Below are 15,159 nucleotides of genomic sequence, written 5' to 3'. Positions count from 1 at the left end.
ACGATTTTATCAGCACAGGCTTAGTGTTTTTTGATGTACATGTCTTTCGTGAAATAGTACCCCAGCTTATCTGGCGTGAATCCACCGACCCACGGTTTCACCAGGTGCGTGCGGACGTAGTGATAAACCGGAATGGCCGGCACATCACGCCCCAGCAGATCTTCTGCCTGCTGGTAGTACTTACCCCGCTCTTCCGCCGTTTTGGCTTTTGCGGCATTCACCAGCGCCCCATCGTAGTCCGGATTGCTGTACTGGCTGGTGTTTTCGCTGTCGCCCGTGCGGAAGTTGTTCAGGAAGGTCGCCGCATCGTCGTAATCGGCAATCCACGCGTAGCGCACCGCGTCAAAGTTGTGGGTGTGCATGGTGTCCAGCATGGTTTTCCACTCCTGATTTTGCAGCTTCGCGTCCACACCGAGGTTTTTCTTCCACATGGAGCTGGCCGCAATCGCGATGCGCTGGTGCGATTCAGAGGTGTTGTAGAGCAGGTTGAAGCTCAGAGGATGGCTGGCGTTATATCCGGCCTCGTTCAGCAGCTTTTTCGCCTCCGCGATGCGCTTGTCCAGCGGCCAGCTGGCGTAATCCGGGTTGTGTAGCTTAACGCCGCCGATATCCGGCTGGCTGATGAGCCACGCCGGGCGCTGCCCCTGCCCCAATACTTTTCCGGCAATGATGTCTTTATCCAGCGCCATGTTCAGCGCCTTGCGCACGCGCGCGTCGTTGAACGGCGGACGGGTGGTATTGAATTCGTAGTAATAGGTCGCAAGCTGAGGTGAAACGTCCAGCTGGCTGCCCAGGGTTTTCTTGAGCTGGGCAAACTGGTTAATCGGAACCGTGTACACGATATCAATTTCGCCCGCTTTATAGCGGTTCACATCCGAGGCCTCAGACGTGATGGGGAGGTAGGTGACCTTGTTAATCACGGTGTGCGCGTTATCCCAGTAGCGCGGGTTGCGCTCCGCCACGATGCGTTCGTTGACCACCCACTGCGACAGCTTGTACGCCCCGCTGCTGACGAAATGCTCCGGCTTGGTCCACTTATCGCCGAAACGCCCAATCAGCACTTTATCCACCGGCACCAGCGACGGGTGCGCCAGCATCGCGAGGAAGGCCGCGTTTGGCTGCGTGAGCGTCACTTCCAGTGTGGTGTCGTTAATCGCTTTTACGCCCAGCGTGTCGGGCGCTTTTTTCCCCTGGGCGATATCGGCCGCGTTGGCGATATGCATGTTGCCCGGATAGCTCGCATAAGGCGAAGCCGTTTTCGGATCGATCAGGCGCTGCCAGCTCCAGACCACATCCTCTGCGGTAATCGCCGTGCCGTCGCTCCAGGTGATGCCCGGACGCAAATGGAACGTCCAGACGGTGTTGTCCTTATTCTCCCATTTTTCCGCGAGTCGGGGTTGGACTTCTCCTGCTGGAGAAACGCTGACCAGCCCTTCGAATAAATCACTGATAATATTGAATTCGACATCGCTTTCGACTTTATGCGGGTCGAGCGAAGCCGGTTCACTGCCATTATTCCTGACCAGTTCCTGTTTATCGGCCAGCGCGGTTCCTGCCGGCACGTTAGCCGCCCAGGCTGCCGTGCTGGTGCACAGGATCCCGGCGGTTAACAAAGAGAGCGTAAAGTTCGTGCGTGTTTGTGGTTTCATTTCCTTCGCCTTATTGTCTGTTTTATGACGATCCGGAAATAACTCTTAGCGTTCGAATGGTAATAACGCAATATTTTTCAGTAACCTATAAGAGCTTGATCTGGTAAATTGTCGCAAACCGCTGTTCATTCTGGTGAAAGGGTCTTCTGCAGAAGAAATAACCACCCCCAGCGCTAACGTGCTGAGTAAAGATGGGTAAAACCACTTTGAGACTGGCGTGCCGTTTCCTATTCTTTCCGCTAATTACATCTGTCATAAGAGAGTGACTCATGGATCGTATAATTACTTCTTCACGCGACCGCACATCGCTACTCAGTACCCACAAGGTGCTGCGCAATACCTATTTCATGCTCAGCCTGACGCTGGCATTCTCAGCGATCACCGCCACCGCCAGCACCGTGCTGATGCTGCCGTCTCCGGGGCTGATCCTGACGCTGGTGGGTATGTATGGTCTGATGTTCCTGACCTACAAAACCGCTGACAAACCGGTCGGTATTCTTTCTGCTTTTGCCTTCACCGGCTTCCTGGGCTATATCCTGGGGCCGATGCTGAACGCGTATCTGTCTGCCGGTATGGGCGATCTTATCGGCATGGCGCTGGGCGGTACCGCGCTGGTGTTCTTCTGCTGCTCGGCCTACGTGCTGACCACCCGTAAGGACATGTCCTTCCTCGGCGGTATGCTGATGGCGGGTGTTGTGGTGGTGCTGGTGGGTATGGTGGCAAACATCTTCCTGCAGCTGCCTGCCCTGCATCTGGCGATTAGCGCCGTGTTTATTCTGATTTCTTCAGGCGCGATCCTGTTTGAAACCAGCAATATCATTCGCGGCGGTGAGACGAACTATATTCGCGCCACCGTGAGCCTGTACGTGTCGCTGTACAACATCTTCGTCAGCCTGTTGAGCATCCTGGGCTTCGCCAGCCGCGATTAAGCCGACCTGCTGAAACAATAAGGAGAATGCCGGTGGCATTCTCCTTTTTTTATGCCCTACTCACCCCGGCAAATATAGGTCGGGTATCGCCGGTCCTGAATCAGCCAAACGGAAGGCGCGAGCTCAGAGATCGTCAGGTAGTAGCGTGCAGTCGGATACGCGAAGCTACCCCACTGTTCATCCGGCGTATTGTCATTGTGCCGCCGCCAGGTTTTGGTGTAGCTCAACACAATAACCTTATCATCGTCCCGCTGCTCCCAGGTAAAGTCCACATCTCGGTCAACGATCAAATTTTGCCCGCCGGCCCTTGCCGCGCCCTTATAGGTGGTGAACCCGGTACCGTCCCGGTGAAAATAGAACTGGGCCACAGCATTGACCTTCACTTCACTGGCTTTTCCCTCATTGCGCGTAAAGTTAAATTCCGTACCGCAGGCCAGCGCATCCTTTTTACCCGCAAAGCCGGAATAGTAAAACAGCGCCAGGGCACCGCCAGCCAGCGCACCGCCCAGCCCAAAAAGGAGTTTTATTTTCATTGTTGTGCCCCGCCTTTATAACGTATGGTTTTACACAGGCTGGATTGACTGGCCGGGCAGGCGCCAATGAACACCTCATCTGCAGCGGAAAGAGAAAAACGGGCGCTGAAATAATAAATGTCGTACTCCTCACGTTCGCACGCCACGTTACTGGCCTCCAGACGCTCCGCTAATTTCGATAACACCAGCGGTCTTCCGTGATCGTTAATAATCCAGATGCTGCAACGCGCGATTTTTTCCTTAACCGGCTTGAGTTTCGCCGGAACGAAAATCCACTGCTGTCGGCTAAAATAGAGGGCAGCCCCCAGCGCAGCGACAATCAATACGGCCACAATCGCCCATATTTTCCGAGGCGCGCGTTGAGGCTTTACCTCTTGCGTTGCGGACGAGGGCTGCAGATCGGCGGATGGAATATTCTCTCCGGGCTGAAAAATCACATCGGCCTCAAAACGAAACCCGTAACGGGGCACGGTCACGATAAATTCGTGCCCCTCGCCCAGAGACTGGAAGCTTTTACGTAATTCGCTCACCGCTTTATTGAGATTATTTCCCGATGGCGTAAAGCCAAATTCCTCCCACACGCGAGCGATCAATTCTTCCCGACTCAGGTCGCGTCCTTTGTGTTTAATAAATTCCTGTAAAAGCCGTACGGCGGGTGCCGAAAGGGTTAATACAGATTCTGGTTGTCCAACAAGACTTATTGCATGTGCTTCAGGATCGAATAACAACGAATTATTGCATATAAAAAACATCTTTTATTCTCGGCTGTTACCGCATGTTTTTTTATCCCTGGTACATCGACATGAAAACCGCCTCCTGACCTGCTTGTTTTTTCATCAGAAGGAATTTTCTTTCCATCCCTGGTAGCGGTATTTTCGCTTAACTATACAACCTTAAAGCCAGAAAATCAGGATAAAAAACTGTATTTAATGAGTTAATTAATACAAATTTTCACAAACCGCTGTTCTGGTTAAAGTTTCCCTGCCCTGAAGCAATACGTAAGCAGACGGTGTACTGGTGTTAACGCGCCGCCGATGAACTCAGAGCAGGCAGACTGAATGTGAAACAGAAAAAAAGAGTGAACGTGAAAACAGCCTTTTATGTCGCCGCGCTGTCATTGCCATTTTTCTCAGAAATGACAATGGCCAATATGAGCGTGTACCCCATGGAACTTAACGTGGATAAGTCCGGTACAGCGCAAATTAAGGTGGCGTCGAAAACGGATGATATTCAGTTCATTCGGGTGAGGCAAAAGAAAATTCTTAATCCCGGCACTGCCCAGGAAAAAGAGGTTGATGTGGCCTCGTGGAAAGAAGGCGGCGTTGTTGTCACGCCCGAAAAATTTGCTCTTGCGGCAGGCGCAATGCGCGTGGTTCGCCTGGTATCGCTTACGCCACCGGAAAAAGAGACTACCTGGCGCGTCTATTTTGAAGGGGTAAAACAACCTGACAGCATTATTCCCGGCAAGGCAGAAAGCCCGGCTGCGACGGCGACATTGGGCGTCAACGTAATCTGGGGCGCCCTGATCCACCTCGCGCCGGAAAAAAGTGTGGTTTCACTCTCGATAGACCCTCGCAGGGGGACGTTAAAAAACAACGGTACGCTGCGCGTACCGCTGAGAGAGCTCGGTATTTGTGACGCTGATTCGTCGTGTAAATGGATTAAAGAAGACGCGACGATTTATCCGGACACCGAACGGACATTAAAAACGCTCACAAAGACACAAGGCCAGAAATATAAATTCCGCTACTTCAACTGGGTGAATAAAACCGCTGAAGAAGCTGATTTACCCGTCGTGCAATAACACGACGTTACCGTAAAGACCCCAAAGGGTTTGTTTAAAGAGCCAGGGTGCTCATTTGTAAATATGGAGATATCAATGCGTAAGTACTTTAAACCTCTGATGATTGTTGCCGCGATGACCACGTCCGTTAGCGCGCTGGCAATTCAAAAAGATATTACCGTCAACGCCAGCGTTGATTCACAGCTGGATATGACCCAGGCCGATAACACGCCGTTGCCAGCAAGCATCGATATGCAGTACCTGCCTGGCCGTGGCCTGGAAAGCTACCGCCTGAATACCAAGGTATGGTCTAACTCCGCCACCAGCAACGTGAAGGTCCGTCTGGTGAGCGCCGCGAAGCTGGCAAATGCTGACGGTGCGGAGACCATCCCAATGACGGTGATGCTGGGCGATAAAACCCTCTCCACCGCCGATGTTGAATATACCGGTACCGAACTGTTCCCGGGGAGCATCGAAAACGGTTCAGCGGTTCTGCCACTGACCATTTCTCAGACCACCAAAGGCATTCTGAAAACCGGTCAGTACAGCGGCGTTGTCAGCCTGATGCTGACGCAGGCGACTACCACGGAAGGCGGTGCGTAACACCACAGCACCTAAGGAATAACGTCAGAGGGTGCCCACCCTCTGACGTCAGGATGATGTCGAGGCTCGTTCATGGCGTTTCACAGAAATACTCTCCTCTTTGTTGCTTTGTTACCCGCATCCATCCAACTCGCCTGCGCCGGGATGGCCGTCCCGGCGGGTTTTGAAGATCTGGCGAAAACGCAGCGTCTGTGGACGGAGGTGAACCTCTACGGAGAATCACTTGGTCTTTTTGAAACGGATATCACGCTTGAAACGGTCAGTTTCGTCGCACCTGAAACCGTGGTTGCGGCCATCAAACGACGGTTCAATGACGCCCCTGCACTCGTTGCCACCGTGTCTGCCGCGCTGGCCGTTCCGCTTGCCCGTAACGGCAACCTGGCCTGCAGCAGCAACGGCTCCGCAGCCGGCTGCGATTACATTGATACCGACCGCGCGGCCATTATCTATGACGAGAATAACGCCCGCATTAGCCTGTTTTTGGACAAGAAATATCTGCCTAAAGCCACCGCGGAAAATCAGTGGTATCAGCCCACGCAGGACACTGAAAATGCGCTGATCCATCAGCAGAACATTAATTTTGTTGCCGACAGGGATTATCAGTCGGCTACCGTACAGGGCAACGGCGCGCTGGCGCTCGCGCAGGACGGCTATGTTAATCTCGACTGGACCTGGCTGGGACAGCGTTCACGGCGTCAGCAGCAGGAGATAACCGTCAACAACGCCTGGTTCCGCCAGGATATCTTGCGTCAGTACTATGTCCAGCTAGGCGAGATGGATACCCGCGATCTGTTCAGTAATGCCGGCGGAAATATCAACCTCAGTCAGCTGCCGCTGGGCAAAATTCGTGGTCTGCGCACGGGTTCAACAAGAGCGTGGAAGAATCCGTTTCAGCAGTCGAAGGGAACCCCTGTCACCGTGCTGCTTTCCCATGACGCGCGTATCGACGCCCGCCGTGGCAATCAGCTGCTGGCGAGCTTTTATCTGAATGCCGGTGCACAAACCCTGGACACGCGATCGTTCCCGGACGGGAGCTACACCGTGACGCTCTCCATCTATGAAAATAACCGGCTGACGCGCACCGAGCAGGTGCCGTTTACCCGAACCGGCATAACGCCATTCGACCGCGTCGAGTGGTTCCTGCAGGCGGGTGAAACCGATAATAGCGATCAAAACGAAGAACGTAGCGCGGTTGCGCAGGCGGGCGTACGCCTGCCCGTCACCCCGACGCTGGCGCTGACCAGCGGTGCAACGATAAAGAAAAACCAGCGTTTCCTGGAAAATGCGATCGACTGGAGCCGGGGCTTCAACGCGGGCCCGATCGACGGCGTGCTGAGTACCCGGTTTAGCTACCTTTACGGCAGCGAAGGTCAACGCGGCAATATTCAGCAAATCAGCTACAACGACGGCTTTTCACTGAGCCTCTATCGTAACGCGCTATCAGCGGAAAACTGCAATACCCGAAGCGCGGGGTTTGACGCCGTGAACGGCTGCTATCGCACCCTCTCGGTGATGTTATCCGTCCCTGTCGGCACATGGTATGCGAGCCTGGGGTATTCGGATAACCGCAATGAAGGACGGTACGTTTCACGCCGTGAGCTCCCGGACAGCGACGATCGCCACGATGCGGGTTTGCCGTGGGAATCGGTCTATATGACCCGCTCGCGCACGCGGGCCTGGCAGGGAGGCCTGAGCAATACCTTTAGCACCCGAGGCCTGAACATTAACAGCAGCATTAACCTGTTCATGCGTAACGATGACTCCCGCGAAGGCAGGGACAAAGGCGGCTACCTGAGCGTGAGCCTGTCCATGGCGCATAACCGTCAGGGGGATGCGTCGAGCTATACCTCTCTGGGCGCAACATGGCAGCACCAGCAGCGTGAAAAAAATCAGCTGAGCTACAACGTGGCGCATAACTGGTACGCCGATGCACGCGGCGAAAATGAGTACGGTCTGAGCGCGTCGGGCATTAACAGCGATTCGCTCAATACTTCAGCCTATACGCGCCAGGGCGGACGATATGGCAACGGCAGCCTGACCGTCAGCGACGCCTGGGATCGTCAGGATCGTCGCCATACGCTAAGCAGCAGCGGCAACTACAGCTCGACTCTTGCGCTGTCGCGCTCTGGCCTGTGGCTGGGCCGCTGGAGCGACGGACGTCCTGCTTCCGCCGTCGCGGTTAACGTTGCCACCCCGGAAGAGACTCTGGGTCCGAGCGTCGCCGTGTCGCTGGATAACGGCGGTAGTGCAGACATTCCGGGCAATAGCCGCGCCCTCTTCGCCGTGCCGGGCTATCAGCAGTCAACGTTGACGATTAACGAATCGCTGGACGTCTCGCGAGGAGCCAGCAGTGAGATTACGCAAGGTTCAGGCAGCAGAACGCTGTTTATGGTGCCGGGCAAACTGCTGCGTCGGGATGTGCAAACCACCGCAAGCTACACCTGGCTCGGCCAGTTAACCGACGAGCGTCATTCCCCGTTTATCGGCGGCGTGCCGCTGAACGTGAACGGCTGGAGCGATCTTGGCAACGGCGGGTTTAGCGCCCAAAGCGACGCCCTGCTGCATAACCTCTACCTGGTACGCCAGCAGCAGTTTTATCAGTGCGCGCTGCGCGTGAAGAGTATGCGCGACGTGGTGCGCTACGTCGGTTCCATTCCTTGCCGGGAGTTAACCTTCTCCGCCCTGCCGGATGCCGTCCAGCAGCAGGCACAGCTGATGCTCGCCGGACGAACGACCCCAGTCAGCCCGACCGCCATGAACGCCGACAACCTCACTAATGGGAAATGATGTGATTAAGTGCCTCTTTATTTTACTGTTTTTAAGCCTGTGGACAGGCCAGACTCTGGCGGGCGCCCCTGCGGGACGCAACACCAGCGTTGGGATCAGCTTCGATCGCACGGCACCGCCCGCGCGTTTCGATATCTGGCTTCATGAATCGGGCGGCTATGACGCCGCCGACCCGCAAAAGTGGGGGCGCAATACCCTGACCTGTCAGTCCCGGACTGATTCCACGTACGGGGCCTGCATGAACTCTCCGGTCTGGTTCTCAGCTAACCCGGCCGCGCCCTATGCCATCAATGTACGTTTCACGCATGCCCTTACCAGCAAGACGGTGGATATCAAGGTGTATGGCGATCACTATATGTTTATCAACAATAAAGTGTTCACCTTTGCCAGCTTTGTCACGGGTGGAACGGGCGATCTTAGCGCCTGGAACAGAGAGCCCTACTTCGATTTCTATATTGTGAAAAGCGAACTGGATAAGCTCGCCCTGCCGGGGATCTGGACCGCCACGCTGAAGCAGAACCTGCGTCAATGGGGGAGCGCCGACTGCGGTGGGAACTTCAATGACGTAAACGTCGGATGCCCTGGCTATCTCACCATCGCCACCTGGCAGGCAAATATTCGCATTGAAGTGGTCGATCCGGGTAATCAGCAGATCTATCTGCCGGCCTTTCCGCACTCAACGCCCATCGTTAACCTCAACCTGACCAACTTTCCGGGACGGCCCGGGGGCAGCGAGATTCAGGGGGAAAACTCGCTGGATATGTGCCTTTACGACGGCAAAAACAGTACCAGCACCCGCGCCTATCTTCGCTTTGAGGATGACGGACTCCCCTCAGTTGATCGTGCCGAAGGCGCGTTTTCTATCAGGCGACGTGGCGGTAGCCAGACCGATGCGCGGGATCGTCTCGATTATCGGGTCTCCGTCACCAACCCAATCACAGGCGCAACCGAAGCCGTCGCGAACGGTAAAACCCTGGTCTGGCAAGGCACGAACGATCCGCAGTATCTGCGTCAGGTCGTGCTGCCCGGCGGACGCGAGAGCGTACTGTGCATCCCTGCCCCTATAATCCTGAAAACTCCTGCGTTTGCCGCCAGCAGCAAAAACGCGGGCGACTATACCGGCACGCTGCGCGTTATCTATACGCCCAGCACGTTATAACGAGGTCACCGTGAGTTACGCCATTCTCGACAACAATCGATTTTACGCCGAAGGGTTGCGCTATGCGCTGCTGCGTCGGGGCGTCCAGCCAGAGGTCATCAGCGATACAGTAAAATGGCAGCCAACCCTGCTTACCCGCCGCGTGGTTGTCGTACGCTGTCGTTTTTCCGTGGCGGGTACGCATCAGGCGCTGATTAACATTTTACTCAGACTGGAAGCCGCCCGGTGGCAAGGCAGCCTTTATCTGGTCTGCAATGAAAAAGGGTGGGCGCTGGCGACGCATTTACGCAAGCGTTTCAGTACTTTAACCCTTTATATCATCGACGACAGGATCGCCGTTGCCGATGCGGCGTATCTGCTGGCCAAAGAGCCCCGCCGCGTTCGAAGCCTGGACTGCTGTCTTACCGGCCTTGAATTCAACGTGCTCGATCTGATGCTTACGGGGTTGCCGGTACGCCACATTGCCATCGTGACGCGTATGTCTGAGAAGCAGGTTTCAACCCATAAATGCAACGCGCTAAAGAAGCTCAACGCCAACAATCTGCTGCAGCTGCTCCTGTAGGTCACGGCTTATCCTGCGGCCGCTTTTTTGCTACACTGTCGCCGATTTTTTCACATACGACAGAAGATTATGTTCATTTTTGCAGGCCAGGAAATTGAGACCGATAGCGAAGGCTATCTGAAAGATACAACGCTCTGGAGCGAACCGCTGGCGGAGAAAATTGCGGAAAACGAAGGGATTACCCTCTCTCCCGAACACTGGGAAGTGGTGCGTTTTGTGCGCGAGTTCTATCTTGAATTCAACACCTCTCCGGCGATCCGCATGCTGGTCAAGGCGATGGCCAATAAGTTCGGCGAAGAGAAAGGCAACAGCCGCTATCTGTACCGTCTGTTCCCGAAAGGCCCGGCAAAACAAGCCACCAAAATTGCTGGCCTGCCTAAGCCGGTGAAGTGTATTTAATACCGAATCCCGAAGTTTACGTATTCGCGCCCGGGTTGATGCGGTTCCGTTAACACCTTATCAACCCGGGCGCTGCGCGGCCCACCCGCTTTCAGCCACGCCACCAGCTTGTCGACCTGCTCCGCTTCGCCGCAGGCGACCACCTCAACGCTGCCGTCGTCCATATTTCGCGCGTATCCCGTTAGCCCAAGCTCAACCGCTTCGCGCTGGGTGCTGTAGCGGAACCCGACGCCCTGAACAACGCCGTGAACCCAGGCAATGGTGCAGACTTTTGACATTTTTCTTCTCCTTAACGTAGCGTTTTCGGCAAACAGCCATAGTGCTGCCGGAAACGGGCGGTGAAACGAGAGCTGGAAAGATACCCACATTGTAATGCGATTTCGCCAATTGGTAATCGGGTTGACTGGAGCTGTGACAAAGCAACGGCCATCCTCACCTCCTCCACGATCTGGCGAAAACTCTGTGACTCGTCACGTAAGCGTCTTCGCAGCGTCGGCACGCTTAAGGCCAGACGGCTGGCGACGTCCTGCGCGGTCCAGGCTCTGGCGGGCGACAGCATAATGAACTGCCGCACCTGCTCGGTCAGGTTACTGTTTCGCTCAATAAGCAGCGGACCTGCCACGCCATCATGCAGCAAGGCCAGCAAAAGACCGAAAGCCTGATGCTTTTGTAGCGCCTCCGGTAAATCCTGACGCACGGCGTGCAGCAGGTTGTCCCACATAAACGCCAGCCCCTCGCTCAGCGGGGCGCAGAGCGAATGCAGCGTCGTGCGAGGCCAGGATTTCAGGTAATGCGCTTTAAACTCGGCGACGATCTCCGGAGACAACATCAGCAAATCCGAGTGAAACAGCCCGTTTACAGGCTGATTGATAATCTCCATCGCCGTATTGGCAGGGATAATGATGAGCTCATCCCGTGTCGCCTCCAGGCGGTTATCATCCTGAACAATCACCTTACTGCCGTGGGTGATATGACAAATAGCCGGAAAAAAGAGTTTAACCTGGTGCAGGCGATGCATTTTGCTGGCAGTCACTTCACCCGCTGTAAGATGTTTATGTCGAAAATGGAACTCCTGCACCCTGTCATCCTTATCTGCTGTAGGTTGCCGTTAACTGAGCCTTTGCCAGAGCGTGACTATTCAGCATAAAACCGACCAGCGCGCCGCTGGCATTGTTGTCGAGGGGCAGTTTATCCACGTCCAGGGCCCAGACGGTAATCTGATAGCGGTGGGGCTTGTCCCCGGCGGGTGGACATGCGCCGCTAAATCCAGAATAGCCGAAATCATTACGCCCCTGCACAACCCCCGCGGGTAATTTTTCGCCGTTCGGGTTACCGGCATCGGCGGGCAGGGTCAGTGTAGTCGCCGGAATATTGGCTACGGTCCAGTGCCACCAGCCGCTGCCGGTGGGGGCATCCGGGTCATATACCGTAACGGCAAAACTTTTTGTACCGGCGGGCGGATTTTTCCATGCCAGCTGGGGAGAGATATTCCCACCGTGGCAGCCAAATCCCTCAAATATCTGCTGTTGCGCTAACCGGCGTTCGCCGGAAATATCCTGGCTGGTGATGCCGAAAGGCGTTGCCGCTAAAACCTGAAAACTCATCGCCGCCAGAGCGGCTATTGCGATTACACTGCGCTTTTTCATGGGTGCTCCCTCTGCTGTACCGGAAGCCCCACTGTAAAGCCTGCTGCAATGTCGTAATGTGCCTAAGCGATTTGATTTTGTGCCGAAACGCTCAACGGCATCCGCAGATGATTGCGACTTGCTGAATGTGCTACTCTACGCGCCATTTCCTGAAATCGACAGAACAGCAAATTATGAGTGTACGTTTAGTGTTAGCCAAAGGGCGCGAGAAATCATTACTGCGCCGTCATCCCTGGGTCTTTTCCGGCGCGGTTGCCCGTATGGAAGGCAAAGCCAGCCTCGGTGAAACCATTGATATCGTTGACCATCAGGGGAAATGGTTAGCGCGAGGCGCCTACTCGCCAGCGTCCCAGATCCGGGCTCGCGTCTGGACGTTTGATAAAGATGAAACCATCGACATCGACTTCTTCGTCCGCCGCCTGCAGCAGGCGCAGCAGTGGCGCGACTGGCTGGCAAAACGCGACGGGCTGGACAGCTACCGTCTGATTGCCGGTGAGTCCGACGGCCTGCCGGGCGTGACCATCGATCGCTTCGGTAACTTCCTGGTGCTGCAGCTCCTGAGCGCCGGAGCGGAATACCAGCGCGCCGCGCTGATTAGCGCGCTGCAAACGCTGTTCCCGCAGTGCGCCATCTATGACCGCAGCGACGTTGCTGTGCGCAAAAAAGAAGGTATGGAGCTGACTCAGGGGCCCGTAACGGGCGAACTGCCACCTGCCCTGCTGCCGATTGAAGAGCACGGCATGAAGCTGCTGGTGGATATTCAGGGCGGGCACAAAACCGGTTACTACCTCGACCAGCGCGACAGCCGTCTGGCTACGCGTCAGTACGTTGCCGACAAACGCGTGCTGAACTGCTTCTCCTATACCGGCGGTTTTGCCGTTTCGGCGCTGATGGGCGGCTGTGCCCAGGTGGTGAGCGTGGACACCTCGCAGGAAGCGCTGGACGTGGCAAAACAGAACGTCGAGCTCAACAAGCTGGACTTGAGCAAAGCGGAGTTTGTACGCGATGACGTCTTCAAGCTGCTGCGTAAGTATCGCGACCAGGGCGAGAAGTTCGACGTCATCGTGATGGATCCACCAAAGTTTGTGGAAAACAAAAGCCAGCTGATGGGCGCTTGCCGCGGGTATAAAGATATCAACATGCTGGCTATCCAGCTGCTGAACCCGGGCGGGGTTCTGCTCACCTTCTCCTGCTCCGGCCTGATGACCACAGATTTATTTCAGAAAATCATCGCCGATGCCGCAATAGATGCTGGCCGTGATGTACAATTTATAGAGCAGTTCCGTCAGGCAGCCGATCACCCCGTGATTGCTACCTACCCGGAAGGACTGTATCTGAAAGGGTTTGCCTGTCGCGTCATGTAACTTGAAAAGAGAAATATTGCCCGCACATAACGTGTAAGTAGTGTTTCCCGGGAGGTGACTATGATTGCCAGCAAATTCGGTATCGGCCAGCAGGTCCGCCACACTTTGCTAGGGTATTTGGGTGTGGTCGTGGATATCGACCCGGAGTATTCCCTTGATGAACCGTCAGCAGACGAGCTGGCGGTGAACGCAGAGCTTCGCGCCGCGCCCTGGTACCATGTGGTGATGGAAGGTGACGATGGACAGCCCGTCCACACCTATCTTGCCGAAGCGCAGCTGAGTAGCGAGCTGCAGGAAGAGCATCCGGAGCAACCCACAATGGATGAGCTTGCTCAGACTATCCGCAAACAGTTACAGGCTCCGCGCCTGCGGAACTAAGCGTGTAAAAAAAGCCCGATGAACGGGCTTTTTTTTATTACTTCGCCAGCCCCAGACGGGGGATGTCAATCGCCGGACAGCGGTCCATGACGACCTTCAACCCCGCGTCCCGCGCCAGCACGGCGGCCTGCTCGTTAATCACGCCCAGCTGCATCCACAGCGTTTTCGCGCCGACGGCGATAGCGTCCTGCGCCACTTCCCACGCCGCCTCGGAATTACGGAAGACATCGACCATATCAATTTTTTCCGGCACGTCAGCGAGCGTGGCGTAACCCTGCTGACCCAGCAATGTTTTCCCCGCCACTTTTGGCGACACCGGGATGACGTGATAACCCTGATCGAGAAGGTATTTCATCACCCGATAGCTTGGACGATCGGGTTTATCGCTCGCGCCCACCAGCGCAATGGTACGCGTGGATGTCAGAATCTCGGCAATATCGTTCTCTTTCATGGTTTTTCTCCTGGCTTTTTTAAAAGTGTACGCCAAACCGCACATCTCAACCATCCATCCCATACAGATGCATGAGGGCAAAACGGCGAAATATGTCTATATGTTAGTAAACGTGATTCTCGAAAAATCCAGATACATTAATACGGCGACAGGATTTCTGACGGGAGCCTTCTATGAAAACCGGTATTGCCACTGCTCTGATTGCGTTAGTGATGCCGGTTTGCGTTTTTGCTACCACGCTCCGGCTTTCTACCGACATTGACCTTCTGGTCCTGGACGGGAAAAAGGTCTCCAGTTCGTTACTGCGGGGTGCAGACAGCATCGAGTTAGATAACGGACCGCATCAGCTGGTCTTCCGGGTAGAAAAATCGATCGGTCTGGCTAATCACGAGCAAAGAATGTATATCTCCCCGCCGCTGATCGTCAGCTTTAATACCCGGCAAATCAGTCAGGTGAACATCACCCTCCCTCGCCTTGAAACGGAGAAGGAATCCGCGGCCTTCGACGCGTCACCCCGCATTGAACTGCTGGACGGGGATGCGATGCCGATTCCGGTGAAGCTGGATATTCTGGCGCTGACGGCCTCACCGAAAGGTCCGGATTACGAGGCCGCGACCCAGACCTATAACAAAGCGGGTAAACGCGCCTCGCTTCCGCAGTTTGCCACCATGATGGCGGACGACAGTACGCTGCTATCCGGCGTCTCGGAACTGGACGTTATTCCTCCCCAGTCCCAGACCCTGACGGAACAGCGCCTTAAATTCTGGTTCCAGCAGGCCGATCCCGACACGCGGGCCCGGTTTTTACAGTGGGCAAAACAACAACCTTCATCATAAGCCACATTTTTTACGCCTTTCTCTTGCAGCGTCAGACGGTTCCCGTCATCGTGTAGTCAGTTAACCTGATGGATATGATT

Annotated in this window: 17 protein-coding genes; 10 read left to right on the top strand and 7 right to left on the bottom strand. The window is 55.2% G+C overall.

Going from position 1 to position 15,159, the window contains the following annotated elements; genetic code table 11:
* Nucleotides 1-20 precede the first annotated feature (20 nt).
* Entirely contained in the window at nucleotides 21-1,649 is a 1,629-nt protein-coding gene (locus GVO84_RS07705) for an ABC transporter substrate-binding protein (RefSeq protein WP_159513795.1), read from the bottom strand.
* Nucleotides 1,650-1,918: 269 nt separating this feature from the next.
* Between GVO84_RS07705 and yccA the strand changes: the two genes are divergently transcribed.
* Nucleotides 1,919-2,578: an FtsH protease modulator YccA gene (gene yccA, locus GVO84_RS07700; protein WP_023335168.1), complete on the top strand. Its 660-nt coding sequence runs from the start codon at nucleotides 1,919-1,921 to the stop codon at nucleotides 2,576-2,578.
* A 56-nt stretch (nucleotides 2,579-2,634) separates the two neighbouring features.
* Here the strand turns inward: yccA and GVO84_RS07695 are convergent, their stop codons facing one another.
* Both GVO84_RS07695 and GVO84_RS07690 read right to left on the bottom strand, forming a co-directional pair.
* The gene (locus GVO84_RS07695) at nucleotides 2,635-3,111 is read right to left on the bottom strand and encodes a hypothetical protein (RefSeq protein WP_063439610.1); all 477 of its coding nucleotides are present in this window, start codon (nucleotides 3,109-3,111) and stop codon (nucleotides 2,635-2,637) included.
* Nucleotides 3,108-3,863 (bottom strand): winged helix-turn-helix domain-containing protein, encoded by a 756-nt coding sequence (locus tag GVO84_RS07690; protein ID WP_121425772.1) that lies wholly within the window; start codon nucleotides 3,861-3,863, stop codon nucleotides 3,108-3,110. Before GVO84_RS07690 ends, GVO84_RS07695 begins: the two co-directional genes overlap by 4 nt.
* A gap of 308 nt (nucleotides 3,864-4,171) precedes the next feature.
* On the opposite strand from GVO84_RS07690, the gene GVO84_RS07685 reads away from it, so the two are divergent.
* The 6 genes from GVO84_RS07685 to tusE all read left to right on the top strand — a co-directional run bounded on the left by GVO84_RS07685 (nucleotide 4,172) and on the right by tusE (nucleotide 10,404).
* Complete coding sequence (locus GVO84_RS07685; protein ID WP_183078937.1) at nucleotides 4,172-4,915, top strand: fimbrial protein; 744 nt, start codon at nucleotides 4,172-4,174, stop codon at nucleotides 4,913-4,915.
* A gap of 75 nt (nucleotides 4,916-4,990) precedes the next feature.
* Nucleotides 4,991-5,497 (top strand): CS1 type fimbrial major subunit, encoded by a 507-nt coding sequence (locus GVO84_RS07680; RefSeq protein WP_047648150.1) that lies wholly within the window; start codon nucleotides 4,991-4,993, stop codon nucleotides 5,495-5,497.
* 72 nt (nucleotides 5,498-5,569) lie between these two features.
* Nucleotides 5,570-8,284, top strand: coding sequence for a TcfC E-set like domain-containing protein (locus GVO84_RS07675; protein WP_159513794.1), 2,715 nt, complete (start codon nucleotides 5,570-5,572; stop codon nucleotides 8,282-8,284).
* A gap of 1 nt (nucleotide 8,285) precedes the next feature.
* Complete coding sequence (locus tag GVO84_RS07670) at nucleotides 8,286-9,443, top strand: CfaE/CblD family pilus tip adhesin (protein WP_159513793.1); 1,158 nt, start codon at nucleotides 8,286-8,288, stop codon at nucleotides 9,441-9,443.
* A gap of 10 nt (nucleotides 9,444-9,453) precedes the next feature.
* A complete protein-coding gene (locus GVO84_RS07665; protein ID WP_064672238.1) occupies nucleotides 9,454-10,005 on the top strand; it encodes a LuxR C-terminal-related transcriptional regulator in 552 nt (183 codons plus the stop codon).
* A gap of 69 nt (nucleotides 10,006-10,074) precedes the next feature.
* Nucleotides 10,075-10,404 (top strand): sulfurtransferase TusE, encoded by a 330-nt coding sequence (gene tusE / locus GVO84_RS07660; RefSeq protein ID WP_008499913.1) that lies wholly within the window; start codon nucleotides 10,075-10,077, stop codon nucleotides 10,402-10,404.
* On the opposite strand, the gene yccX is transcribed toward tusE, so the two are convergent.
* From yccX to GVO84_RS07645, 3 genes are read right to left on the bottom strand one after another with little or no spacing between them, the layout of a single operon-like run.
* Nucleotides 10,401-10,682 carry an acylphosphatase gene (yccX, locus tag GVO84_RS07655; protein WP_029739909.1) on the bottom strand — a complete coding sequence of 94 codons (282 nt, stop codon included), beginning with the start codon at nucleotides 10,680-10,682 and terminating at the stop codon, nucleotides 10,401-10,403. The two genes, tusE and yccX, sit on opposite strands and share 4 nt — an antisense overlap.
* 11 nt (nucleotides 10,683-10,693) lie before the next feature.
* The gene (locus GVO84_RS07650) at nucleotides 10,694-11,482 is read right to left on the bottom strand and encodes an AraC family transcriptional regulator (protein WP_121425767.1); all 789 of its coding nucleotides are present in this window, start codon (nucleotides 11,480-11,482) and stop codon (nucleotides 10,694-10,696) included.
* A 10-nt stretch (nucleotides 11,483-11,492) separates the two neighbouring features.
* Nucleotides 11,493-12,050: a kinase inhibitor gene (locus tag GVO84_RS07645; protein WP_159513792.1), complete on the bottom strand. Its 558-nt coding sequence runs from the start codon at nucleotides 12,048-12,050 to the stop codon at nucleotides 11,493-11,495.
* 173 nt (nucleotides 12,051-12,223) lie between these two features.
* On the opposite strand from GVO84_RS07645, the gene rlmI reads away from it, so the two are divergent.
* On the top strand, nucleotides 12,224-13,414 hold the full coding sequence (rlmI, locus tag GVO84_RS07640) for a 23S rRNA (cytosine(1962)-C(5))-methyltransferase RlmI (RefSeq protein WP_061715623.1): 1,191 nt from the start codon (nucleotides 12,224-12,226) through the stop codon (nucleotides 13,412-13,414).
* A 60-nt stretch (nucleotides 13,415-13,474) separates the two neighbouring features.
* Nucleotides 13,475-13,792: a heat shock protein HspQ gene (gene hspQ / locus GVO84_RS07635; protein ID WP_008499919.1), complete on the top strand. Its 318-nt coding sequence runs from the start codon at nucleotides 13,475-13,477 to the stop codon at nucleotides 13,790-13,792.
* A gap of 37 nt (nucleotides 13,793-13,829) precedes the next feature.
* On the opposite strand, the gene GVO84_RS07630 is transcribed toward hspQ, so the two are convergent.
* Complete coding sequence (locus GVO84_RS07630; protein ID WP_028012609.1) at nucleotides 13,830-14,243, bottom strand: CoA-binding protein; 414 nt, start codon at nucleotides 14,241-14,243, stop codon at nucleotides 13,830-13,832.
* 173 nt (nucleotides 14,244-14,416) lie between these two features.
* Here GVO84_RS07630 and csgI point away from each other — a divergent pair, with 173 nt between their 5' ends.
* Complete coding sequence (csgI, locus tag GVO84_RS07625; protein WP_121425765.1) at nucleotides 14,417-15,079, top strand: curli synthesis inhibitor; 663 nt, start codon at nucleotides 14,417-14,419, stop codon at nucleotides 15,077-15,079.
* Nucleotides 15,080-15,159 lie beyond the last annotated feature (80 nt).

This window comes from Enterobacter sp. SM3, assembly GCF_009811935.2.
Lineage (GTDB): Bacteria > Pseudomonadota > Gammaproteobacteria > Enterobacterales > Enterobacteriaceae > Enterobacter > Enterobacter asburiae_D.
This window is presented reverse-complemented; position numbering and strand designations above follow the sequence as displayed.